The 23060-nt window shown below is 71.5% G+C and carries 23 protein-coding genes; 2 read left to right on the top strand and 21 right to left on the bottom strand.

Annotated elements, in window-relative coordinates; translation table 11 throughout:
- The first annotated feature begins 206 nt into the window (after positions 1 to 206).
- Positions 207 to 866 (top strand): endonuclease NucS, encoded by a 660-nt coding sequence (gene nucS, locus ACFVVX_RS14540; protein WP_387945208.1) that lies wholly within the window; start codon positions 207 to 209, stop codon positions 864 to 866.
- Between the two features lie 70 nt (positions 867 to 936).
- Here nucS and ACFVVX_RS14535 read toward each other — a convergent pair whose 3' ends face one another.
- The 5 genes from ACFVVX_RS14535 to ACFVVX_RS14515 form a co-directional block, all read right to left on the bottom strand.
- A complete protein-coding gene (locus ACFVVX_RS14535; RefSeq protein WP_387945206.1) occupies positions 937 to 3348 on the bottom strand; it encodes an ATP-binding protein in 2412 nt (803 codons plus the stop codon).
- A gap of 251 nt (positions 3349 to 3599) precedes the next feature.
- Positions 3600 to 3944 (bottom strand): STAS domain-containing protein, encoded by a 345-nt coding sequence (locus ACFVVX_RS14530; protein ID WP_387945204.1) that lies wholly within the window; start codon positions 3942 to 3944, stop codon positions 3600 to 3602.
- Positions 3945 to 4309: 365 nt separating this feature from the next.
- Positions 4310 to 5179 carry a 3-hydroxyacyl-CoA dehydrogenase family protein gene (locus ACFVVX_RS14525; protein ID WP_387945202.1) on the bottom strand — a complete coding sequence of 290 codons (870 nt, stop codon included), beginning with the start codon at positions 5177 to 5179 and terminating at the stop codon, positions 4310 to 4312.
- A 168-nt stretch (positions 5180 to 5347) separates the two neighbouring features.
- Positions 5348 to 5998, bottom strand: coding sequence for a response regulator (locus ACFVVX_RS14520; protein WP_387945200.1), 651 nt, complete (start codon positions 5996 to 5998; stop codon positions 5348 to 5350).
- Complete coding sequence (locus tag ACFVVX_RS14515) at positions 5995 to 7206, bottom strand: sensor histidine kinase (RefSeq protein WP_387945198.1); 1212 nt, start codon at positions 7204 to 7206, stop codon at positions 5995 to 5997. Before ACFVVX_RS14515 ends, ACFVVX_RS14520 begins: the two co-directional genes overlap by 4 nt.
- Positions 7207 to 7363: 157 nt before the next feature.
- On the opposite strand from ACFVVX_RS14515, the gene ACFVVX_RS14510 reads away from it, so the two are divergent.
- The gene (locus ACFVVX_RS14510; protein ID WP_387945196.1) at positions 7364 to 7960 is read left to right on the top strand and encodes a hypothetical protein; all 597 of its coding nucleotides are present in this window, start codon (positions 7364 to 7366) and stop codon (positions 7958 to 7960) included.
- Between the two features lies 1 nt (position 7961).
- On the opposite strand, the gene ACFVVX_RS14505 is transcribed toward ACFVVX_RS14510, so the two are convergent.
- The 16 genes from ACFVVX_RS14505 to prmC form a co-directional block, all read right to left on the bottom strand.
- Positions 7962 to 8534, bottom strand: coding sequence for a cob(I)yrinic acid a,c-diamide adenosyltransferase (locus ACFVVX_RS14505; protein WP_387945194.1), 573 nt, complete (start codon positions 8532 to 8534; stop codon positions 7962 to 7964).
- Between the two features lie 186 nt (positions 8535 to 8720).
- On the bottom strand, positions 8721 to 9221 hold the full coding sequence (locus ACFVVX_RS14500; RefSeq protein WP_329489620.1) for a DUF2550 domain-containing protein: 501 nt from the start codon (positions 9219 to 9221) through the stop codon (positions 8721 to 8723).
- A gap of 148 nt (positions 9222 to 9369) precedes the next feature.
- Positions 9370 to 9753 (bottom strand): F0F1 ATP synthase subunit epsilon, encoded by a 384-nt coding sequence (locus ACFVVX_RS14495; RefSeq protein ID WP_387945192.1) that lies wholly within the window; start codon positions 9751 to 9753, stop codon positions 9370 to 9372.
- 184 nt (positions 9754 to 9937) lie between these two features.
- Positions 9938 to 11383: a F0F1 ATP synthase subunit beta gene (gene atpD, locus ACFVVX_RS14490; protein WP_387945190.1), complete on the bottom strand. Its 1446-nt coding sequence runs from the start codon at positions 11381 to 11383 to the stop codon at positions 9938 to 9940.
- Between the two features lie 2 nt (positions 11384 to 11385).
- On the bottom strand, positions 11386 to 12300 hold the full coding sequence (locus ACFVVX_RS14485) for a F0F1 ATP synthase subunit gamma (RefSeq protein ID WP_387945188.1): 915 nt from the start codon (positions 12298 to 12300) through the stop codon (positions 11386 to 11388).
- Between the two features lie 32 nt (positions 12301 to 12332).
- Complete coding sequence (gene atpA / locus ACFVVX_RS14480; protein ID WP_387945186.1) at positions 12333 to 13907, bottom strand: F0F1 ATP synthase subunit alpha; 1575 nt, start codon at positions 13905 to 13907, stop codon at positions 12333 to 12335.
- A 153-nt stretch (positions 13908 to 14060) separates the two neighbouring features.
- The gene (locus ACFVVX_RS14475) at positions 14061 to 14876 is read right to left on the bottom strand and encodes a F0F1 ATP synthase subunit delta (protein ID WP_387945184.1); all 816 of its coding nucleotides are present in this window, start codon (positions 14874 to 14876) and stop codon (positions 14061 to 14063) included.
- The gene (locus tag ACFVVX_RS14470; protein ID WP_387945394.1) at positions 14873 to 15433 is read right to left on the bottom strand and encodes a F0F1 ATP synthase subunit B; all 561 of its coding nucleotides are present in this window, start codon (positions 15431 to 15433) and stop codon (positions 14873 to 14875) included. Before ACFVVX_RS14470 ends, ACFVVX_RS14475 begins: the two co-directional genes overlap by 4 nt.
- A gap of 40 nt (positions 15434 to 15473) precedes the next feature.
- Positions 15474 to 15710, bottom strand: a complete 237-nt coding sequence (gene atpE / locus ACFVVX_RS14465) for an ATP synthase F0 subunit C (protein ID WP_148642913.1) — start codon at positions 15708 to 15710, stop codon at positions 15474 to 15476.
- 93 nt (positions 15711 to 15803) lie between these two features.
- Complete coding sequence (gene atpB, locus ACFVVX_RS14460) at positions 15804 to 16616, bottom strand: F0F1 ATP synthase subunit A (RefSeq protein ID WP_387945182.1); 813 nt, start codon at positions 16614 to 16616, stop codon at positions 15804 to 15806.
- 285 nt (positions 16617 to 16901) lie between these two features.
- Positions 16902 to 17345, bottom strand: coding sequence for a hypothetical protein (locus tag ACFVVX_RS14455; RefSeq protein ID WP_387945180.1), 444 nt, complete (start codon positions 17343 to 17345; stop codon positions 16902 to 16904).
- 315 nt (positions 17346 to 17660) lie between these two features.
- Entirely contained in the window at positions 17661 to 18992 is a 1332-nt protein-coding gene (locus ACFVVX_RS14450) for an MraY family glycosyltransferase (RefSeq protein ID WP_387945178.1), read from the bottom strand.
- 160 nt (positions 18993 to 19152) lie between these two features.
- Positions 19153 to 20415 carry a serine hydroxymethyltransferase gene (gene glyA, locus ACFVVX_RS14445; RefSeq protein ID WP_387945392.1) on the bottom strand — a complete coding sequence of 421 codons (1263 nt, stop codon included), beginning with the start codon at positions 20413 to 20415 and terminating at the stop codon, positions 19153 to 19155.
- Positions 20416 to 20648: 233 nt separating this feature from the next.
- Positions 20649 to 21272 carry a protein-tyrosine-phosphatase gene (locus ACFVVX_RS14440; protein ID WP_387945176.1) on the bottom strand — a complete coding sequence of 208 codons (624 nt, stop codon included), beginning with the start codon at positions 21270 to 21272 and terminating at the stop codon, positions 20649 to 20651.
- 47 nt (positions 21273 to 21319) lie between these two features.
- Positions 21320 to 21967 carry an L-threonylcarbamoyladenylate synthase gene (locus tag ACFVVX_RS14435; RefSeq protein ID WP_387945174.1) on the bottom strand — a complete coding sequence of 216 codons (648 nt, stop codon included), beginning with the start codon at positions 21965 to 21967 and terminating at the stop codon, positions 21320 to 21322.
- 190 nt (positions 21968 to 22157) lie between these two features.
- Entirely contained in the window at positions 22158 to 23024 is an 867-nt protein-coding gene (gene prmC / locus ACFVVX_RS14430) for a peptide chain release factor N(5)-glutamine methyltransferase (RefSeq protein WP_387945172.1), read from the bottom strand.
- Positions 23025 to 23060 lie beyond the last annotated feature (36 nt).

Below are 23060 nucleotides of genomic sequence, written 5' to 3'. Positions count from 1 at the left end.
GATCGTTCATCTGCCGTCTCCATCCCCGTTGACAGCGGCCCCGCAATCGTGCCGTCACACACGGTAGCTACCTATGGGTGTGGGCGCCAGAGCGTGGCGGGCAATCGTCGAACCGCCGAACATCCATGTTCGTCGGGTTCGCGCTTTCTTCACCCGGCCGTCGCGGAATCGCATCAACTGGCCCCGGTGGGCTAGCGTGGTCGACCGTGCGTCTCGTAATTGCCCGCTGCTCAGTCGACTATGCCGGTCGGCTCTCCGCCCATCTGCCCTCCGCCACCAGGCTCATCCTGGTCAAGGCCGACGGCAGCGTCAGCATCCACGCCGACGACCGCGCCTACAAGCCGCTCAACTGGATGTCCCCGCCGTGTGTCCTCAAGGAGGGCGACGGGGTCTGGACGGTGGTGAACAAGGCCGGCGAGAAGCTCATCATCACGCTGGAGGAGGTGCTGCATGACTCCTCCCACGAACTCGGGGTGGACCCGGGTCTGATCAAGGACGGCGTCGAGGCCCACCTCCAGGAGCTGCTCGCGGACCGGATGGAGGTGCTCGGCGCAGGCTGGTCGCTGATCCGCCGCGAGTACCCGACCGCGATCGGCCCGGTCGACATCCTGTGCCGTGACTCGGACGGCGCGACCGTCGCCATCGAGATCAAGCGGCGCGGCGAGATCGACGGCGTCGAGCAGCTCACCCGCTATCTGGAGCTGCTCAACCGCGACCCGCTGCTCGCCCCGGTGAAGGGCGTCTTCGCCGCGCAGGAGATCAAGCCCCAGGCCCGCGTCCTGGCCACCGACCGGGGCATCGGCTGCGTGGTGCTGGACTACGACGAACTGCGCGGCATCGACGACGACAAGCTGAAGCTGTTCTGACCGGTCGTCGACCGCGCTAGGGCGTGTTTGCAAAGTCCCGTCGGGTCCGACGCGACTTTGCAAACACGCCCTAGGTCGGCGACCCGGACGCCGTCGGGCTGCCCGTGCCCGACGGCGTCGTGCTGGCCGTGGCGCTGGGGCTGGTGGAGGGCGTGCTCGGGGACTGCGAGGGCGACGGCGTGGTGCCGGTACCGCCGCCGGCCGCGCCGCCACCGATGGCCCCGCCGTTGCCGCTGTTCCCACCGGCCCCGGCGTTGCCGCCCGATCCGCCGGGCGGCGGCGGGTTGCCGCCCGCACCGCCGCCCGCCGCGCCACCGCCTGCCGCACCGCCGCCGACCGCGCCCCCGGCCGCCGCGCCTCCGGCCGGGGGCTGCGACTGGCCCGGACCGGACGACTGCGGGGTGCTCGCCGTGGCGGTCGGCGACTTGCCGGGCTTCTTCGACGGGGAGGCCGAGGGCGAGCGCGACGCTCCGCCGCTGCTCGCCGAGGCCTCCGGGTCCGCCTGCTCCTCGGCCGTGGTGGCCGGGGCCGGCGTGCCGCCGGAGGCCGTCGCGCCGGGGCTGAGGCTCGGGCGGTGCGTCGGCAGGCCCGCGGGCAGGCCCGAGCCGTCCTCGGTGCTGATGCGCGGGTCGCCGCCGGGCTTCTCCGAGCCGGTGACGCTCATCCCGACCGCCGTCCCGAGCACGCCGAGCGCCAGCACGGCCGCCGAGGCGGCGATCACGGTCCGCCGATTGGCGCCGGCCGTTCCGGGGGTGCTCTTGAACCGCCACGGCACCTGCGCGATGGCCCGGATGACGGGCCGCCGCGGCGTGCTCTGGCCGGCCGACCCGGCCGCGGGCAGCTGACGTCCGTCGGCGCGCAGCAGGTCGAGCATCCGGCGGGCGGCGACGGCCCCCCGCGGCTCGCCCAGAGCGGCCCGCAGTGTCAGGGCGGACTCCAACTCGGCCGTCGCACGGGCCGGTTCCCGGACGCAGATCGCGTACACGCCCAACTCGTGGCGGAACCAGGCCTCGTCGCTTCCGGAGCCGCTCCGGCGGGCGGCCTCCAGGCCGAGCTGCAGGGCGCGCTCCCAGGCCCCCCAGCGCAGCGCCAGTGCCAGCGCGGGGGCGGCCGCCCGGGCCAGTCGCAGCACCGAGCCGTCGCGCCCGGCGGCGGCGTCGGCCAGCAGCACGCCGATCACCACCTCCGCCTCGGCCGCGATCTGCGCGGTGGAGACCGAACTGTGCCCGACCCACCAGGCGAAGTGCTGGGCGGCGCCGTCCATGCTGCCGCGGGCCGGCCAGTGCGGGGCGAGCAGCTCCAACGCGCCCGAGGTGAGCCGGTGGTGGCCGCCGATGGAGACGGCCAGCCCGCAGTCGGCGAGTTCGTGCAGGGCGCTCTCGCCCTGGCCCACGTCGATCAGCGCGGGCAGGTGGGGGGCAGTCGGGCACTCGCCGCCGAGCGCCACGGCGAGCCGCAGCACGGCCTGTGCGGGCTCGCTGAGCCCCTCGGCGAGCCGGACGGCGGGTGAGGCGCTCTCGGCGACGGAGGGCAGCGGGACGGTGCCGCGCAGCTCTCCCTCGCGGATCGCCGGGTCGGGGTGCTGGACCGGCTCGTCGACGACGCCGAAGACGCCCAGCCGGTCCTCCTCGGCGGCCACCAGCGCGTCCACCGCGACGTCCCGCTGGCGCAGCAGCGCGGCGGCCTGGACGAAGCGCAGCGGCAGACCCTCGGACTCGAACCAGAGGTCGACCGCCCAGGCCTTCTCGGACGGGTCCAGCGCGCGGCCGGCCAGCCGGGCGGCCAGCGCCAGGCAGGCGGACCGGGAGAGCCCGGCCACCAGGTGGTCCTGCAGCCGGGAGTCGAGCGGCAGTGCCGGGCTGTCCGGGGTGACGGAGACCAGGAAGGCGCAGTCGGGGGCCGCGGCGAGCAGCTGCTCCAGCTCGGGGCCGACGGACTCCACCTCGTCGATCACCACGACCGCGCCGACGCCGGCCAGGTGCTCGGCCAGCTGCCCCGGGTCGGGCCGGTAGCCGGGGGCGTGGTGGGTGGCGGCGAAGAGGTCCTGGAGCAGGTCGGCCGCGGTGCGGCGGTGACCGCAGAGCTGGACGACGCCGCCGGGGGCGATGTCGCCGGCCGCCTCGGCGACCGCCGACAGCAGGGCGCTGCGGCCCGAGCCGGCCTGGCCGACCAGGCGTATCGAGCGGCCCTCGGCGAGCAGGCCGAGCAGCTGGGCGATGTCGGCCTCGCGGTCCAGCAGCGGCAGGTCGGCCGCCCCGGCACCGAGGGCGAGCGGTCCGACCGCGCGGCCGGGGCCGCCGAGCGGACCGCGGGCGGGCTCGCTGCGCCCGGTCCGGCGGGGGCGGGGCCGCCACTCCTCGGGGCAGGGGCGCACCTCGGAGCCGTCCGGGGTCCCGACGCTCACCAGCAGGCCGCCGGAGACCAGCTCACCGCCCCGGGTGCGTACGGCCTCCTGCCGGAACTCACCGGATGGCTGTCCCACGTTCTACCTCGCCCCATGCTCGGCCGACGACTGCGTGCGGCCGCTCCCGCGCCGGGGAGGACGCCCCCGGTCGGCGGACCTCCACCCGGCCGAAGGCCCGGGAGAGCCGGACCAGGCTCCGGCGGCCGAATTCTCTGACGGCAGACTCTCGCACATCCGGCCCCACCCGTGCAGCGGCGGTCCGGTCCGGGCCCGCGGACGGCGGCCGCGCCTGGGGCGGTGCCGCTGCCGGGCCGGCCGGACAGGACGTATTAGAGGACCGGCCCCAGGGCGGGCAGGGTCGCACCGAGGTGGTCGACGGTGATGCCCTCGACGGCGAGGATGCGGTGCAGCCGGGTGGCCACCAGCAGGCGCTGGAGCTGGGCCGGGACGGAGCGCAGCACCAGGCGTCGGCCGATCCGGCCGGCCCGGCGGTGGGTGCCCATGATCACGCCGAGGCCGGTGGCGTCCCAGAACTCCAGTCGGGAGAGGTCGAGGACGAGGTCGCCCCGGCCGCCGTCGACCGCCCGGTGCAGGCGGCCACGGGCGTCGGCGGCGGTGCGCACGTCGAGGCGGCCTTCGATGGCCAGCGCCGCGTGGTCGCCGGTGATGCGCATGCTCTCCTCCTCCGCCTGGCAGGTCTGGTACGGGATCGTTCCGCCCCGACCGCGGCCGGGCCCGGGGGCGGGGTCCATCCGGGCGGGCCGTGGCCCCGCGCCCGGGCCCGGCCGCGGCATCAACGCCGGGCCGGGTTCCCCCTCATCTGACGGTGAACCAGGTCCGCAGGTTGCTGGTTCCGGCCAGATCTGAAGCAACTTCACTCGTCCGAGGGAATATACGCAGTAACTCCCCACACCTACGCTCGATTACCGCCCAAATCACCCGTCTGCGGCACCGGCGTGAGGAAACTCACCCGGCCTCCCGGAGGCGGGCCCGCGGTGCGCCGACCGCGGGCCCGGCGCGGCTCATCCGAGCCGGCGGATCACTTGCCCGGGTACGGGTAGAAGCCCCGGCCGCTCTTGCGGCCCAGGTCACCGGCGGTGACCATGCGGGCCATGATCTCGGGAGCGGCGAACTTCTCGTCCTGGGTCTCGGCGTAGATGTTGTGGGCGGCGTGCAGCAGGATGTCGACGCCGGTGAGGTCGGCGGTCTCCAGCGGGCCCATCGGGTGGCCGAAGCCGAGGCGGCAGGCCGCGTCGATGTCCTCGGCGGTGGCGACGCCCGACTCGTACAGCTTTGCGGCCTCGACGACCAGCGCGGTGATCAGGCGGGTGGTGACGAAACCGGCCACGTCGCGGTTGACCACCACGACGTCCTTGCCGACGCCCTCGGCGTAGGCGCGGACGGTGGCCAGCGTCGCGTCGCTGGTCTTGTAGCCGCGCACCAGCTCGACCAGCTTCATCAGCGGCACCGGCGAGAAGAAGTGCACGCCGACGACCGACTCGGGGCGCCCGGTGGCGGCGGCGATCCGGGTGATCGGGATGGCGGAGGTGTTGGAGGCCAGTACCGCGCCGTCCTTGGCGATCTTGTCGAGCTCCCGGAAGACGCCCTCCTTGACCTCCAGCTGCTCGAACACCGCCTCGACCACGATGTCGGCCTCGGCGACCGCGCCCAGGTCGGTGGTGGTGGTGATCCGGGCGAGCGCCGCCTCGGCGTCCTCGGCGGTCAGCCGCCCCTTGGCGACGAACTTGTCGTACGAGGCGCGGATGCCGGCGAGGCCGCGCTGCAGCGCCTCCTCGGTGACGTCCCGCAGCACCACCGGGTGCCCCGCCTGCGCGGAGACCTGGGCGATGCCGGCCCCCATCAGGCCGGCGCCGATCACGGCGATCTGCTGGCTGGACGCATTGCTCATGGCTGGGTCTCCCGGATGCCGTCGCCGCCCGGTGGGCGGGCCCTGAAGGCGGCTCAGGGCAGGGGTCACCCGCGTCGGAGCCGCGTCGCTCATGCGCGGACTCTAATGCCCTTCAGGCCCGCGTGGTGCCATTCGAGAGTGTGATCTGTGCCCGACCTGGTCACCCGATCAGACCGTCAGCCCGAGGTCCTGCGCGAGGATCGCCGCCTGTACCCGGCTGCGCAGCTCCAGCTTCGACAGGATCCGGCTGACGTGCGTCTTGGTGGTCGCCTCCGCCATCTCCAGGCGCCGCGCGATCTCGCCGTTGGACAGCCCGGCGCCGATGCAGGCCAGCACCTCCCGCTCGCGCGGGGTGAGCCCCGCGACGGCCGCCCGCGCGTCGGGCCCCACCGTACGGTCCGGGCGGGCGAAGGTGCCGATCAGCCGCCTGGTCACCGAGGGCGCCAGCATGCCGTCCCCGCGCGCCACCGTGCGGATGCCCTCGACCAGGGTGTCCGCCTCCAGGTCCTTGAGCAGGAACCCGGCCGCGCCGGCCCGCAGCGCGCCGTAGACGTACTCGTCCAGGTCGAAGGTGGTCAGCACCAGCACCTGGGCCGCCCCGGCGGCCACCACCGCGCGGGTCGCCGAGACACCGTCCAACCGGGGCATCTGCACGTCCATCAGGACGACGTCGGGCCGCAGCTCCAGCGCGAGGCGCACCGCCTCCTCCCCGTCGGCGGCCTGTCCGACCACTTCCAGGTCCGGTTCGGCGCGCAGGATCATCACCAGCGCCGCCCGCACGGCCGCCTGGTCCTCGGCCACCAGCACCCGGATCGTCATGCCCGGCCCTCGCCTTCCTCGGTCACCAAGGCGCGCGGCAGCACCGCGCGCACGCTCCACAACCCGCCGTGCGGACCGGCCTCGAAGTCGCCGCCGAGCAGTCCGGCCCGCTCCCGCATGCCCACCATGCCCGCCCGGGCGCCCGGCAGCGCCTGGCCGGCGCCGCTGCGGTACGGGCTGTCCACGGCGATCCGCAGCTCCTGCGGCAGGTACTCCAGCCGCACCCGGACCGTCCCCGGACCGGCGTGCTTGAGCGTGTTGGTCAGCGACTCCTGCACGATCCGGTACGCCGCCAGCCCGACCGGCACGGCCAGCGTGCCGCGCTCACCGCTCTGCTCCAGTTCGAAGTCCAGCCCGACGTCCTGGCCGGCCGCCCGGGCCTTGGCCAGCAGCGCGTCGACCGCGTCCAGGTCGGGCGCGGCGTAGGACTCGTCGGCCTCTCCCCCGCCGCTGTCCCGCAGCAGCCCGATCATGCGGCGCATTTCGGCCAATCCCTGGACGCTGTTCTCCCGGATCACCCGCAGCACCTCCACCAGCGGGTCGTCCTCGGGTCGGCGCTGGCGGCGGGCCGCCGACTGGGCCCCGGTGGCGTGGATCGCGATGGCCGACAGGTGGTTGGCCACCACGTCGTGCAACTCCCTTGCCATTCTGGCGCGTTCGGCGACGACCGCCTCCCGCCGGTCCATCTCGGAGAGCAGTGCGGTCTGTTCGGCCCGCAGCCGCTGGGTCTCCGCCTCCTCACGGTGCTTGCGCACCAGGTCGCCGGTCCACACCGGCCCGAGGAAGATCAGCACGGTGACCACCACGACCGCGAGCGCCGTCGGGGCGTCGCTGTAGAGGAAGGACAGACTGCCCAGCACGACGACCGACCCGGCCCCGCTCAGGTGCAGGACGCGCGACATCCGGGCGCTGCCGTAGAGCACGCTCGCGTAGAGCAGGTCGGTGTACATGATGGTGGTCGCGATCAGCGCGCCGGTGAAGATGCTCACCGCGAAGACCACCCCGCCGAGCGCCACCGTCAGGATCGGACGGGTGCGGCGGAACAGCTCCAGCCCGGCGGTGATGAGCAGCGGCGGCAGCACCATCCAGCGCGGGACGCCCTCGGAGTGGTCGTACACCTTGAACGCGAGCAGCAACAGGCCGCCGAGCAGGCCGCCGAGGGCGATCGCTCGGTCCTCCTGCCGCGGGGTGAGGGTGGGTCTGCGCACCACCCCATCAGATCATCCCCGGGCGGGCCCACGGCTCCGGTGCGGGGAGGAGCCGCCGTACACCGAAAGATGCAGGCCGGGCTCGGCTTCGGCGACGACGACGGGCGCGCCCGCACCCGGGAGGCTGGAGGCACCGCCGAGAGTCCCGGAGCACACCATGATCGTCACCCTCATCCTCGCGGCCGAGGTCGCCTTCTGGGTGCTCCTCGCCCTCGGACTGGCCACCCGCTACCTGCTGCGCTGGCGCACCGTGAGCACCGTCCTGCTGGTCGGGCTGCCCGCGGTGGACCTGACGCTGTTCGCCCTCACCGTGCTCGACCTGCGCGGCGGCGCCACCGCGAGCTGGACGCACGCCCTGGCCGCGGGCTACGCGGGCTTCTCCATCGGCTACGGGCCGTCCCTGGTGCGGTGGGCCGACCGGCACTTCCAGTACCGGTTCGCCGGCGGCCCCAGGCCGCTGCCCTCCCCCAAGTACGGCCCCGAGCGGACCCGCCACGAGTGGCAGATCTGCGGGCGCACCGTGGTCTCGGCCGGCATCACGCTGGCCCTGATCACCGCGCTGGTCCCGCTCTCCGACGGCGCCGCCCACTTCGGCGACTTCACCGGCTGGTACCTGCGGCTGGGCCTGGCGTCCGTGATCAACGTGATCGTCGCCGCCTGCTACTCGATCTGGCCCAAGGAGCCGCCGGCCGGCGCCCTCGTCGAGGACGGCCGCCCCGTCCCGGCCGGCCGGCGACTGCCCGGCGACTCCTGACCTAGCGGTTCTCGCCCGGCACCCAGAGCACGTCGCCCTGCTCCTTGTTGGCCGTACGGGCCAGGATGAACAGCAGGTCGGAGAGCCGGTTGAGGTACTTGGCGGTCAGCGGGTTGACGGTGTCCCCGTGCTCCTCGATGGCCGCCCAGGTGGACCGCTCGGCCCGCCGCACCACCGTGCAGGCCAGGTGCAGGTACGCCGCGCCCGCGGTGCCGCCGGGGAGGATGAAGCTGCGCAGCTTCTCCAGCGGCTCCAGGTAGCGGTCGCAGTCCTCCTCCAGCTTGTCGATGTAGGACTCCAGCACCCGCAGCGGCGGGTACTTCGGGTCCTCCACCACCGGGGTGGCCAGGTCCGCACCGACGTCGAAGAGGTCGTTCTGCACCCGGGTGAGCACCACGGAGACGTCCTCGGAGAGCCCGCCGGCCGCGATCGCCACGCCGATCGCGGCATTGGCCTCGTTGGTGTCGGCGTACGCGGCCAGGCGCGGGTCGGTCTTGGTCGTACGGCTCATGTCACCGAGCGCGGTGGTGCCGTCGTCGCCGGTACGGGTGTAGATGCGCGTCAGATTGACCATGCCGCCAAGACTAGCGAGCCGGGTTAGACCGCGTTAACCCCTGCCCCGGGGGACGTCGCCACCCGGTGTTGCCCTCCCCCCAGCCTCCGGCCGGGGGTGCCCCCACCCCGAGCGTGCCGCCGCTACGCGACGTTCACTCTCCCCCAGCCTCCGGCCGGGGGTGCCCCCACCCCGAGCGTGCCGCCGCTACGCGACGTTCACTCTCTGCCCGGGCGGGGCGGCCTCCAGCCAGGCGAGGAAGCCGGTCAGCGCGTCGTCGCTCATCGCGAGCTCCAGCGGCGCGCCGTTGTGCAGGCAGCGCAGCACGACCGAGCCGGAGAGCAGCGCCAGCTCCTCCTGGCCCTCGGGGTAGCGCCGGCCGAGGACCTCGATCTCCCGACGGGGCAGCACCCTGCGCGGGCGCGGGGCGTAGGAGAAGACCCGGAACCACTCGATGGAGTCGCCGCTGTACCGCCCGATACCAAAAACCCACCCCTTGCCGTCGGTCTGGGGGACCGGGGCCGAGGTGGGTTTGCCGTTCTCGTCGAGGTCGGGCTGCGTCGACGCGTCGGCGGGCATTTTGAGCCGGTAGCTGCAGTCGAACGTTCCGCCGACCCGCTGGATGACACGGCGGCGTACCGCGAAGGCCACCAGGCCGATCACACCCAGTGCCACGACCGCCGCACACACCACAAGGGCGAGGACCATGCTCACCTACCTCCTCGCTGCCCGCGTTCCCCGTATCGGTCGTATCAAGCGACCGCGTTGACCTACCAACTGATACGACAGTCCCGGGGTCACGCTCACGCGTCCCCGGGACCGTCGGTCGACCCCGCCACTGCGGGGTCAAGCTTGCTCAGGCGTGGGCCTTGAGGCCGCGCGCCGCGAACAGGCGCACCTCGGCGCGCCGCTCGGCGTGCGCGTCCAGGTCGGACTTGGCCTTGTCCAGCGCGCGCTCGGCACGGGCGACATCGATCTCGTCCGCCAGCTCGGCGATCTCCGCGAGCAGAGACACCTTGTTGTCGGCGAAGGAGATGAAGCCTCCGTGCACGGCGGCGATCACGGTGCCGCCGTCCACCGTGCGGATGGTGACCGGACCGGTCTCCAGCACGCTCAGCACCGGGGTGTGTCCCGGCATGATGCCGGTGTCACCGGAGGCCGTACGTGCGACAACGATGGTGGCCGCACCGGACCACACCTTGCGGTCGGCTGCGACCAGCTCGACGTGCAGCTCAGCCAACGTGGGCTCCTAGGCTCATGCAACGCCCGATTACTCGGGAGTTTCGGTAAGAATAACGGGCCCGCGCCTCCGGCATGAAACCGGCGGCACGGATTTGACCTGAATCACAGCCGATGCGACGCGAGGGGTGGGTCCCAGGGCTGGGGCCCACCCCTCACGGTCACTCAGCTGCTACCGGCCGCGATTACTTCTTCGCCAGCTCGGCGGCGTTGCGCTCCAGGTCCTCGATGCCACCGCACATGAAGAAGGCCTGCTCCGGGATGGAGTCGTACTTGCCGTCGGCGATCGAGTTGAAGGCCTCGATGGTCTCCGACAGCGGCACGGTCGAACCCTCGACACCGGTGAACTGCTTCGCCACGTAGGTGTTCTGCGAGAGGAAGCGCTCGATGCGACGGGCACGGTGGACCGTGATCTTGTCGTCCTCGGACAGCTCGTCCATACCGAGGATGGCGATGATGTCCTGCAGGTCCTTGTACTTCTGCAGGATCCCCTTGATACGGATGGCCGTCTCGTAGTGGTTCTGCGCGATGTACCGCGGGTCGAGGATGCGGGACGTGGAGTCCAGCGGGTCGACGGCCGGGTAGATGCCCTTCTCCGAGATCGGGCGCGACAGAACGGTCGTCGCGTCCAGGTGGGCGAAGGTGGTGGCCGGGGCCGGGTCGGTCAGGTCGTCCGCGGGGACGTAGATCGCCTGCATCGAGGTGATCGAGTGACCGCGGGTCGAGGTGATGCGCTCCTGCAGGAGGCCCATCTCGTCGGCCAGGTTCGGCTGGTAGCCCACCGCGGAGGGCATACGGCCGAGCAGGGTCGACACCTCGGAACCGGCCTGGGTGAACCGGAAGATGTTGTCGATGAAGAGGAGCACGTCCTGCTTCTCGACGTCACGGAAGTACTCCGCCATGGTCAGCGCGGAGAGCGCAACGCGCAGACGGGTGCCCGGCGGCTCGTCCATCTGGCCGAAGACCAGCGCGGTCTTGTCCAGAACGCCCGAGTCGACCATCTCGTCGATGAGGTCGTTGCCCTCACGGGTGCGCTCGCCGACGCCGGCGAACACCGACACACCACCGAAGTTCTCGGCGACGCGGTAGATCATCTCCTGGATCAGAACGGTCTTGCCGACACCGGCACCACCGAACAGACCGATCTTGCCACCGGTGACGTACGGGGTGAGCAGGTCGATGACCTTGATGCCGGTCTCGAACATCTCGGTCTTGGACTCGAGGTCCTTGAAGTCCGGCGCCTTGCGGTGGATCGGCCAGCGGACCTCGACCTGGGACTCGAACTCGTCCTTGTCGACGTTCAGCACCTCACCGAGGGCGTTGAACACCTTGCCCTTGGTGATCTGGCCGACCGGCACCGAGATGGCGGTGCCGGTGTCGGAGACCTGCGCGCCACGGACCAGGCCGTCGGTCGGCTGCATCGAGATGCCGCGGACCATGCCGTCGCCGAGGTGCTGCGCGACCTCGAGGGTCAGGATCTTCTTGCCCGAGCCGTCGGGGTTGTCCACCTCGACGTGCAGGGCGTTGAACATCTCCGGAATCGCGTCGACGGGGAACTCCACGTCGACGACCGGGCCGATGACCCGCGCGACGCGGCCCGTCGCCGTGGTCGGCTCAACTGTGGTGGTCATTCTCATTCGCTCCCGCGGCTAGCGTCGGCGAGGGCGTTGGCACCGCCGACGATCTCGCTGATTTCCTGGGTGATCTCGGCCTGACGGGCCGAGTTGGCAAGCCGCGTGAGCGACTTGATGAGCTCGCCGGCATTGTCCGTCGCGCTCTTCATCGCACGCCGACGGGCGGCGTGCTCGGAGGCGGCCGACTGCAGCAGCGCGCTGTAGATCCGGCTCTCGACGTACCGCGGCAGCAGCGCGTCGAGGACGCCCTCCGCCGACGGCTCGAAGTCGTACAGCGGGAAGATCTGGTTCGTGGCCTTCGACTGGTCGCTGAGCTCGACCTCGTCGAGCTTCAGCGGCAGCAGGCGCGCGTCGACCGCGGTCTGCGTCAGCATCGACTCGAACTCGGTCGAGACCAGGTGGAGCTCGTCCACCCCGCCGGTCTCGGCCGTGAAGGCCTCGATCAGCGCTGCCGCGACAGCCTTCGCGTCGCCGTAGCTCGGCTTGTCCGAGAAGCCCGTCCACGACTGCCCCACCGCGAGGTTGCGGAAGGTGTAGTACGACAGACCCTTCCGACCCACGATGTAGGTCACCACGTCCTTGCCCTCGCCGCGCAGGCGCTCGGTGAGCACCGTCGAGGCCTTGATGGCGTTGGACGAGTAACCGCCGGCCAGGCCGCGGTCCGCCGTGATCAGCAGGACGGCGGCACGCGTGGCGTTCGGGTTCTCGGTGGTGAGCGGGTGCTTGGCGTTGGACCGGGTGGCCACCGCCGTCACCGCCCGGGTGAGCTCGTCGGCGTACGGAGTGGAGGCGGCCACCGCGCGCTGCGCCTTACCGATGCGCGCCGCGGAGATCATCTCCATCGCCTTGGTGATCTTCTTCGTCGCGGTGACAGAGCGGATCCGGCGCTTGTAGACCCGAAGCTGTGCTCCCATGGGTCGTTACGTCCTTTCCCTCGCTACCGGACTCAGGCCTGCTCGGAGAGCAGCTTGCCGTCAGCCGTCGTGAAGCCCTGCTTGAAGGCCTCGATCGCCGTGGTCAGCGCGTCGGTGGTGCCCTCGGCCAGCAGACCGGTCTCGACGATGCCGGCGAGCAGGTCCTTGTGCTGCAGGCGCACGTGGTCCAGGAACTCGCGCTCGAAGCGGCGGATGTCCGCCACCGGGACGTCGTCCAGCTTGCCGGTGGTGCCGGCCCAGATGGAGACGACCTGCTCCTCGACCGGGAACGGCTGGTACTGGCCCTGCTTCAGCAGCTCGACCATGCGCGCACCGCGCTCCAGCTGGGCCTTGGAGGCCGCGTCCAGGTCGGAGCCGAAGCCGGCGAAGGCCTCCAGCTCACGGTACTGGGCGAGGTCCAGGCGCAGACGGCCGGCGACCGAGCGCATGGCCTTGATCTGGGCGGAGCCACCGACGCGGGAGACCGAGATACCGACGTTCACGGCCGGGCGGATGCCGGCGTTGAACAGGTCGGACTCCAGGAAGCACTGGCCGTCGGTGATGGAGATGACGTTGGTCGGGATGTACGCCGAGACGTCGTTCGCCTTGGTCTCGATGATCGGCAGACCGGTCATCGAGCCGCCGCCGAGCTTGTCGTTCAGCTTGGCGCAGCGCTCCAGCAGGCGGGAGTGCAGGTAGAAGACGTCACCCGGGTAGGCCTCGCGGCCCGGCGGGCGGCGCAGCAGCAGGGAGACGGAGCGGTACGCCTCGGCCTGCTTCGACAGGTCGTCGAAGATGATGAGGACGTGCTTGCCGTCGTACATCCACTCCTGGCCGATGGCCGAACCGGTGTACGGGGCGAGGTACTTGAAGCCGGCCGGGTCGGAGGCGGGAGCAGCCACGATCGTGGTGTACTCCAGCGCGCCGGCCTCCTCCAGGGCGCCACGGACGGACGCGATGGTGGAGCCCTTCTGACCCACGGCGACGTAGATGCAGCGGACCTGCTTCTTCGGGTCGCCCGAGCGCCAGTTGTCACGCTGGTTGATGATCGTGTCGACAGCCACCGCGGTCTTGCCGGTCTGGCGGTCGCCGATGATCAGCTGGCGCTGGCCGCGGCCGATCGGGGTCATCGCGTCGATGGCCTTGATGCCGGTCTGCAGCGGCTCCTTGACCGACTTGCGGGCCATGACGCCCGGGGCCTGCAGCTCCAGGGCACGGCGACCGGTCGAGGCGATGTCGCCCAGGCCGTCGATGGGGCTGCCCAGCGGGTCCACGACGCGGCCGAGGTAGCCGTCGCCGACCGGCACGGAGAGGACCTCGCCGGTGCGACGCACCGTCTGGCCCTCTTCGATGCCGCCGAACTCGCCGAGGATGACGACACCGATCTCACGGGTGTCGAGGTTCAGCGCGAGGCCGAGCGTGCCGTCCTCGAACTTCAGCAGCTCGTTCGCCATGACCGAGGGCAGGCCCTCGACATGCGCGATACCGTCCGCCGCGTCAGTAACCGTGCCGACCTCTTCACGCGAGGCGGCGTCCGGCTGGTACGACTGGACAAAGTCGGCCAGCGCGTCCCGGATCTCCTCCGGACGGATCGTAAGCTCCGCCATCAGGCTTCCCTGCTCTCCTAGTTTGCGATCCTCGGCCCGCCATTGAGGGCCGCAAGTATTCGACTCTCGGCCGGGTCTCTCGAACCGGCCGTACGATTTGCCGGCTCCGGTGGAGCCGGTTCCCGACCGAGGGTCGGATGTGCTTCGGGGTGCTCAGCCTTCGAGCGACTGGCGAGCGCCTTCGAGGCGGCTCGACACGGTGCCGTCGATGATCTCGTCACCGATCTCGACCCGGACACCGCCGACGACCTCGGGGTCGACGTCGATGTTCAGGTGGACCTGGCGGCCGTACAGCCGGGCCAGCGAGCCCGACAGGCGCTCCTTCTGGCCGTCCGACAGCGGCACCGCGGTGGTGACCAGGGCCACCACGCGACCGCGCCGCGCTGCGGCGAGCCGCGAGTAGGACTCCAGGCCCTGCTCAAGGCTACGGCCACGCGGCTGGGTGACCAGGGCCGTGACCAGCCGGACGGTGCCCGCGTTGGCGCGGCCGCCGAGCAGCTTCTTGATCAGCGCCGCCTTGGAGGCGGAGCCGGCCTTGGGCTCGGTCAGCGCGGAGCGCAGCTCGTGCGAGCCGCACACCACCCGGCCGAACCGGAAGAGCTCGTCCTCGACGTCGTCCAGGACACCGGCCTTCTCGGCGGCGATGACCTCGGCGTACGCGGCCAGCTCCTCGGTGGCGTCCACCAGGTCGCGCGAGCCCGACCAGCGGGAGCGGACCAGGCCGGAGGCCAGGTCGACCGTCTCGCCGGAGACCTGGCCGGCCAGCAGCGAGGAGACCAGCTGGGCCTTGTCCTGACCCGACCGGGACGGGTCGGTCAGGACGCGGCGCAGCGACACCTCACGGTCCAGGAGGACCGTGACGGCGGTGAGCTCCTCGGCGAGCTTGACCGCGTCCACCGAGGTGGAGTCGGTCAGGCTTTCGAGGTTCTGCCGCCCGGCGGCGAGGGCCTCGCGGCTTGCGCCGATCACTTGGCCGCACCCTGAGCAACGGCGGCCTTGGCCTCCAGCTCGTCCAGGAAGCGGTCAATCACGCCGCTCTGCCGGGTGTGGTCCTCAAGGGACTCACCCACGATGCGGGAGGCCAGCTGCGAAGCGAGCGAACCCACGTCCTGGCGCAGGGCGGCAGTCGCCTGCTTCTTGTCGGCCTCGATCTGGGCGTGGCCGGCGGCGACGATGGCCTCGCGCTGACGCTGGCCCTCCTCGCGCATCTCGCCGAGCTGGGCAGCACCCTGCTCGCGCGCCTGCTCGACGATCCGAGCAGCCTCGTGCCGCGCCTCGGCGAGCTCGGCCCGGTACTGCTCAAGCAGGGCCTGGGCCTCAGCCTGAGCGGTCTCCGCCCGCTCCATGCCGCCCTCGATGGCGTCCCGGCGCTCCGACAGCACCTTCTCGATGCTGGGGAGGAGCTTCTTGCCGAGCAGGCCGAAGACGATGAAGAAGCAGAGCAGGCCGATGATGATCTCCGGCCACGCGGGGAGGAGAGGATTCATCTTCTCCTCCTCCTGCGCAAGCTGAGCCACGATGCCCATGCTCATATCTGGACCTTCCTCGAAAGGGTCTGCGGCGGGATTACTTGTTGCCGAAGACGAACGGCATGACGATGCCGATGAGGGCCAGCGCCTCGGTCAGCGCGAAGCCGATGAACATGTTGGAGCGGATCAGGCCCGCGGCCTCGGGCTGACGGGCCATGGCCTGAACGCCGTTGCCGAAGATGAGACCGACGCCGATGCCGGGGCCGATCGCGGCGAGGCCGTAGCCGATGGACGCGACGGAACCGTAGACAGTGCCCTCAGCGAGGAAGCTCATTGCAGTTGTCCTTTGCAAGGTGGTGAACCGGTGGTGATTGGCCACCGGGCGATCCGGGAGGTTGGTTCAGGGAGGGCCGATTGGCCCCCTGGCTCAGTGCGCCTCTTCGAGGGCACCGGCGATGTAGCTGCTGGCCAGCATCACGAAGATGTAGGCCTGCAGGAACTGGACCAGCAGCTCGAAGGCGGTCAGCGCGATGGTCACCACGAAGGAGACCGAGCCGTAGAGCGCGCCCAGGGTCGGGCTGAGCAGGTACCAGGAGGCGATGGAGAACATCACGATCAGCAGGTGGCCCGCGAACATGTTCGCGAAGGCTCGGACCGCGAGCGTGAAGGGGCGCACGAGAACGTTCGAGAAGAACTCGATCGGCACCAGGATGAACATGACCCAGCCGGGGATGCCCGAGGGCCAGCAGAGGTTCTTCAGACCGCCGACGAAGCCGTGCTTCTTGAAGGTCAGGGTCATGTAGGTGACCCAGACGATCGCCGCCAGGCCGGCCGGGAACGCGATCGCCGCCATCACCGGGAACTGGGCGAAGGGGATGATCGACATGATGTTCATCATCCAGATGAAGAAGAACATCGAGACGAGCATCGGGACGTACTTCTCGCCCTTCTTGCCGATCGTCTCCAGCACGATGGACCGCTTGACGAAGTCGTAGCCGATCTCACCGACCAGCTGCAGCTTCCCGGGCACCACTCGCGGCTTGGCGAAGGCGGCCCAGAAGAAGGCGACCACCAGGAACGAGACGATGAACGACAGCAGCATCGGCTTGTTGAACTCGATGCTGCCGATCGTGAAGATCGGCTCGAACTGGAACTCGTTCAGGCCGGGGGCCGGGAAGCCGCAGCCAGCGTCCCCGAAGTGGCAACTGCCTGAGGCGAGGGACGTGAGTTCAGCACTCACCACGGACTCCTTCGTCGTGACGCATGGTTACGGCAACCTCGGTGTGTCGGCGTGGCCTGCGGCCACGGAGCGGCACTGAAACTTGATGGGTATCTCGCCGACCCCGCGCAGCAGTGCGGCGCACCGCAGAGGGATCATCGAAGACTTCGCGGATCCGGGGGGCGATCCGTCCATGACTCGGACAGACCAGGCCTCTTCCCGTGTTCCGTTGTTGCGACGGACGATAGCAGCCCGTCAGTGCGGCATAAACACCGCCCCCCTCGTTGGGGGGACAGTCAGGCCTCGTCACTGTTGACGCCCCGAGTCCGGAGGCTTGTCGGCCTTGCTTTCGGAGGCGTCCGGGTCGACGTAGAAGGTCTTGGCCTTGAGCGCACCGCGGACCTGGAAGCCGGTCCAGATCAGCGCGCAGCCGAGCAGGGTGAAGGCGAAGGCCTGACGGTTGAAGAGCTCGGTGTCCTTGAAGACTGCGAGAACGATGCCCACCAGCAGGATCTGCGTCGTGTAGACCAGGAGCGCCGCGGCCATCATGATGTGCGGGTTGTTCCTGGTCAGCCGGTCGAGTGCGACCTGGCCGAAGCTGAAGAAGGCCATCACCAGCAGCGTTCCGAAGAGAGCGCCGAGCAGCCCCTTGGTGCCCGCGACGGCGAGGGAGATCGCCATCGCGATGACTCCGGCGACCGCAGTGGGGATCGCGGCGCCTCGGAGGATCCGGGCGTCGTTGGACGGCATGTCGGCAACTCCGGCGGCATGTCGATGTGGCAGGGGGACGGGCACAGAACGTGGTGGGTGGCACCGGACCGGGAGGCCGCCGCGGGCCGACCGTCTGACGACGGGCCCGTCGAGGGAGACCGACCAGGGACGGAAGTCATCCACCTGTGAGGTCTTTCGGCGTGTTCTCGGTACTCGTGAACGGTATCACAAACTATTTGATGAGAGCTTTACCATGAATGTGTGGCACCTGTCACACTAGCGGCCTAACGGTGCCGCCGTACGGGTGAAGCATCTTGACGCCGCATCAGCCGAATGCGTAGGGCCGGACCGGGCCTAGTCGCGGTGCGGACCGCGCCCGCGGCCGCCGACCGCCGAGGAGCCCTTGCCCAGCCCGCCGAGCAGTTCCTTGTCCTTGGCGGACAGCTCGGCCATCGGCTCGGAGCCCGGAGCGGTCGCGGCGGGGTCGCTCCCGGTCGCCGCGGCGGCCGCCCGGGGGGTGCGGCGGCGGTAGCGCGGGGGCACGAAGGCCTGCACCGCACGCGGGGCGCGCGGGCGGAACCGCGGGGTGAGCAGCACGACCAGGCCGACCAGGCAGAGCCCGGCCAGCGTCAGCACCACCGTGCGGCCGGTGTTGGTGACCGAGAAGGCGACGGTGCCGAAGGCGATCAGGGCGGCCCAGAAGTACATGATCAGGACGGCCCGGCTGTGCGAGTGGCCGACCTGGAGGAGCCGGTGGTGCAGGTGCCGCTTGTCGGCGGCGAACGGCGACTGGCCGGCCCAGGTGCGGCGCACCACGGCGAGCAGCAGGTCGGCCAGCGGCAGCGCGATGACGGTCAGCGGCAGCAGCAGCGGGATGTAGATCGGGACCAAGGCGTGCACGGTGGCGGTCTGCGAACCGGTCTCGCTGGTGATGAGGTCCGGGTCGACGCGGCCGGTGATGGAGATCGCGGCCACCGCCAGCATCAGGCCGAGCATCATCGAGCCGGAGTCGCCCATGAAGATCCGGGCCGGGTGCAGGTTGTGCGCCAGGAAGCCCAGGCACATGCCGATCAGCAGCACGCTGAACAGCACGGCGGGCGCCGCGTCGGTGATCGTGTAGCCGTACCAGAGCCGGTAGGAGTACAGGAAGAAGGCGATCGCGGCGATGCAGACCATGCCGCCGGCCAGGCCGTCCAGGCCGTCGATGAAGTTCACCGCGTTGACCATGACGACGACCATGGTGACCGAGATGACCATGCCCTGGGTGGGACTCACCGCGACCGCGCCGACGCCGGGCACCGGCAGGGTGATCACCGTGACGCCCTGCCAGACCATCACACCGGCGGCGATCATCTGGCCGCCGAGCTTCACCAGGGCGTCCACGCCCCACTTGTCGTCGAGCACGCCGAGCAGCCACATGATCCCGGCGCCGGAGAGCAGCGCCCGGATGTCGGTGCCCTGGGAGAACACCTTGCTGAGGTTGTCGAGCTGGGAGGCGACCAGGATGCCCGCGCACAGGCCTCCGAACATCGCGATGCCGCCGAGCCGGGGCGTGGGCTCGCGGTGCACGTCACGGGCGCGTACCGGCGGCATCGCGCCGGCCGCGATCGCGAACTTCCGGACCGGGCCGGTCAGCAGGTAGGTGACGGCCGCGGTGCAGAACAGCACCAGCAGATACTCACGCACCACTGGCCTCCTGCGTCACTGTCCGACGGGTGAGTACCGAAGGTACTCCCGCGCTTGTCCGGGATTCGAGGTGCGTCGCCACGGCACACACCTTATTGAGTCGGACGCCCCAGGCGTGCATCGCGGTTCGCCCTACCGGGTAGGGATCCGGGATGCGTGCTCACCGGCGCTCGGCGAAGGCCCCCGCGAGCTCCCGGACCCGCGCTCCGGTCCGGGCGTCCGTGCCCTCGCCGAGCACCCGTCCGATCAGGCCGGCGATCTCGGTGAGCTCCGCCTCGCCCATGCCCTGGGTGGTGACGGTGCCGGTGCCGAGCCGGATCCCGGAGGTCTCCGCGGGCGGCGCCGGGTCGTAGGGCAGCGCGCACTTGCCGAGCAGGAGTCCGACCGAGGCGCACCGGCGTTCGGCCTCGGCCCCGCTGACGCCGAGCGGGCCGACGTCGGCGGTCACCAGGTGGGTGTCGGTGCCGCCGGTCGACAGGCGCAGGCCGGCCGCCGCGAGCCCCGCCGCCAGCACCCGCGCCCCCGCCACCGTGCGGTGGGCGTACCCGCGGTACCCGGGGGTGGCCGCCTCGGCCAGCGCGACCGCCTTGCCGGCCACCTCGTTCATCGCCGCGCCGCCCTGGCTGAACGGGAACACCGCCCGGTCGATCCGCTCGGCCAGTTCGGCGGTGGACAGCAGCAGACCGCCGCGCGGGCCGCGCAGCAGCTTGTGGGTGGCGGCCACGGTGACGTCCGCGTAGGGCACCGGGGAGGGCGCCACATGGGCCGCGATCAAACCGGTGGTCTGCGCGGCGGACGCGATCAGATAGGCGTCCACCTCGTCGGCGATCTCCCGGAAGGCGGCCCAGTCCGGGTGCCGGGGGTAGGAGATGGACCCGGCCACGATCGCCTTCGGGCGGTGCCGGCGGGCCAGCTCACGGACCTGGTCGAGGTCGATCAGGCCGTCGTCCTCCCGCACCCCGTAGCCGACGAACTCGAACCAGCGGCCGGAGAAGTTGGCCCGTGAGCCGCAGCTGAGGTGGCCGCCGTGCTCCAGCGACATCGCCAGCACCACGTCGCCGGGCCGCAGCAGCGCCGCGTAGGTCGCCAGCATCGCCGAAGTGGCCGACCGGGGCTGGACGTTGGCGTGCGGGGCGGCGAACAGCTCACGGGCCCGGTCGATCGCCAGCAGCTCGGCGGCGTCCGCCAGCGCGCAGCCGGTGTGGTGGCGCCTGCCCGGGTAGCCCTCGGCGTACTTGTCGATCAGCGGGCCGCCCAGGGCCGCCAGCACGGCCGGGCTGGTGAGGTTCTCCCCCGCCAGCAGCTGGATCGTTTCGGCCCGCCGTTCGGACTCGGCGGCGAGCAGGTCGGCCAGCTGCGGATCGGCCCGGTACAGCGCCTCGGACGCCCACCGGCGCCCGGGCATCCCGGTCGTCCCGGGCATCCCGGTCGTCTCGGAGGAGCCGGTCGCGGAGGAGCCGGTCGCGGCATCGGTGACGGTCATGGCGGGGCTCCCGGCGGCGTCGGGTTGCGGGGCACCTCCCGGCCGAAGGCTGGGGGCGGTCCCTCCAGCGTAGGACCGGGTGCCGTGCAGGGCCTGCCGACGCGGGGACGGTGCACCCGGCCGGGGGTGCCGGTGCCGCGGGGGCGGGCACGGGCCCGCGGCGGCGCGGGGAGTCAGCGCAGCGCGGTGACGCCGGTGAGCGCGGTGACCACCGGGTCCACCGCGTGGAATATCTCCTCGCCGCAGTTGCGGAACATGCCGATCGGCGCGCCGTACGGGTCGTGGACCTCGTCCGACTCCGGGCTGGCCGCCAGCAGCCAGCCGCGCAGCGCCGCGGCGGCCCGGACCAGCGCCCGGGCCCGCTCGGTGACGTCCGCGCCGCGGCGCGGGTCGGGCAGGGTGCCCGGGTCTATCGTGCGCACCAGCCGGGTGAACTCCTTCAGCGTGAAGGTGCGCAGCCCCGCCTCGTGGCCCATCGAGATCACCTGGGCGCGGTGGTCCAGGGTGGCGGTGAGCACCAGGTCGGCCTCGACCACGTGCTCGTCCAGCAGCTCGCGCCCGGCGAAGCCGCCGCTGTCCGCGCCGTACTCGTCCAGCACGGTCGCGGCGTGCTCCTCCATCGGCGCGCCCTCGTGGCCCCAGGTGCCGGCGCTCTCCACCAGGATGCGCCCGGCCACCCGGGGGCTCAGCCGGGTGTCCAGCTCACGCCGGGTGAGCCGCTCGGCGATCGGCGAGCGGCAGATGTTCCCGGTGCAGACGAACAGGATCCGAAAGTGGTCCAGGGGCCTCGGGCCCACGCTCAGGTACGGCGATATGCCGGGCCCGGCATGGAGGGAGGCGGCCGTCAACTGCCGGCCTCCAGGTCGGGAACGACCTCCCTCAGCTGCTCGGCGCTGATCGCGCCGGCCCGCAGCAGGACCGGGACCTTGCCCGTGACGTCGACGATGGAGGAGGCGGTGGCGTGGTCGGCCGTGCCGCCGTCCAGGTAGACGGAGATGGCGTCGCCGAGCTGCTGCTGGGCCTCGTCGCAGGTGGCCGGGGAGGGGCCGCCGGTCCGGTTGGCGCTGGAGACGGCGAGCGGGCCGGTGGTGTTCAGCAGCTCGATCGCGACCGGGTGCAGCGGCATCCGGACGGCGACGGTGCCCCGGGTGTCGCCGAGGTCCCAGCGCAGCGAGGGCTGGTGCCTGGCGACCAGGGTGAGACCGCCGGGCCAGAAGGCGTCGACCAGCTCCCAGGCCTGCTCGGAGAAGTCGGTGACCAGGCCGTGCAGGGTGGTCGGCGAGCCGACCAAAACCGGCGAGGGCATGTTGCGGCCGCGGCCCTTGGCCTCCAGCAGCGCGGCGACGGCCTCCGGGGAGAAGGCGTCGGCGCCGACCCCGTAGAGGGTGTCGGTGGGCAGCACGACGAGTTCGCCGCGGCGGATGGCCGAGGCGGCCTCGCGCAGACCGGTGGCGCGGTCCCCGGCGTCGGCACAGTCGTAGCGGCGGCTCATCGGTGCGGTCCCCTTCCGAGATGGCTCATGACAGCGCGGCCGTGCGGGCCACGGCGCTGGTCGTTCACAGCGCGGCCTTTCGGGCGGCCGTGCTGCTCTGCTTGCCGGTCACGACGACGCCGTTCGGGTCGCCGTGCTCCGTCTGGTGGTCACGACGACGCCCTTCGGGCCGCCGTGCCCTGCTCGATGATCACAACGACGCCCTTCGGGCCGTCGTGAAGCGCGGGCGGTTGTTGAGGTCGCGGTGGTCGGCCGCGTCCGTCCAGCCGCCCTCCTCGTTGAAGATCCACGGGACCTGGCCGCCCTGGGTGTCGGCGTGCTCGATCACCACGGCCCCGCCGGGGCGCAGCAGCCTGGCCGCGACCCGCTCGATGCCCCGGATGGTGTCCAGGCCGTCCTCGCCGGAGAACAGCGACATCTGCGGGTCGTGGTCGCGGGCCTCGGGGGCGACGTACTCCCACTCGGTGAGCGGGATGTACGGCGGGTTGGAGATCACCAGGTCGAAGCGGCCGTCCCAGGAGCGGTCGTCCTCGAAGGCCCGGGTGGCGTCGCCCGCGTGCAGGGTGACCCGGGCCCGGTCGGAGCTCGCCTCGATGTTGCGCCGGGTGTAGTGGAGCGCACCCTCGTCCAGCTCGAAGGCGTGCACGGTGGAGCGCGGCAGCTCCTGGGCGAGGGCGAGCGCGATGGCGCCGGAGCCGGAGCAGAGGTCGACCACCAGCGGCTCGGCGACGTCCATGTCCCGGACGGCGTCTATGGCCCACTCGACGACCGTCTCGGTCTCCGGTCGGGGCACGAAGACCCCGGGGCCGACCTCCAGCTCCAGATAGCGGAAGAACGCCCGGCCGGTGATGTGCTGCAGCGGTTCGCGCGCCTCCCGCCGGGAGACGGCCTCCCAGTAGCGGGCGTCGAAGTCGCCGTCCTTGACGGTGTGCAGCTGGCTGCGCTTCACGTTGTGGACGTGGGCGGCGAGCTCCTCCGCGTCGAAGCGCGGCGACGGCACGCCGGCCGCGGCCAACCGCTGGGTGGCCTGGGCCACCTCGGCGAGCAGCAGGTTCATCCGTACGACCTCTTGTTTCTGCGCTCCGGCCTGGAC

Source organism: Kitasatospora sp. NPDC058170 (assembly GCF_042883905.1).
GTDB lineage: Bacteria > Actinomycetota > Actinomycetes > Streptomycetales > Streptomycetaceae > Kitasatospora.
The sequence above is the reverse complement of the archived record's forward strand: the minus strand, read 5'-3'. Positions and strand labels throughout refer to the sequence as shown.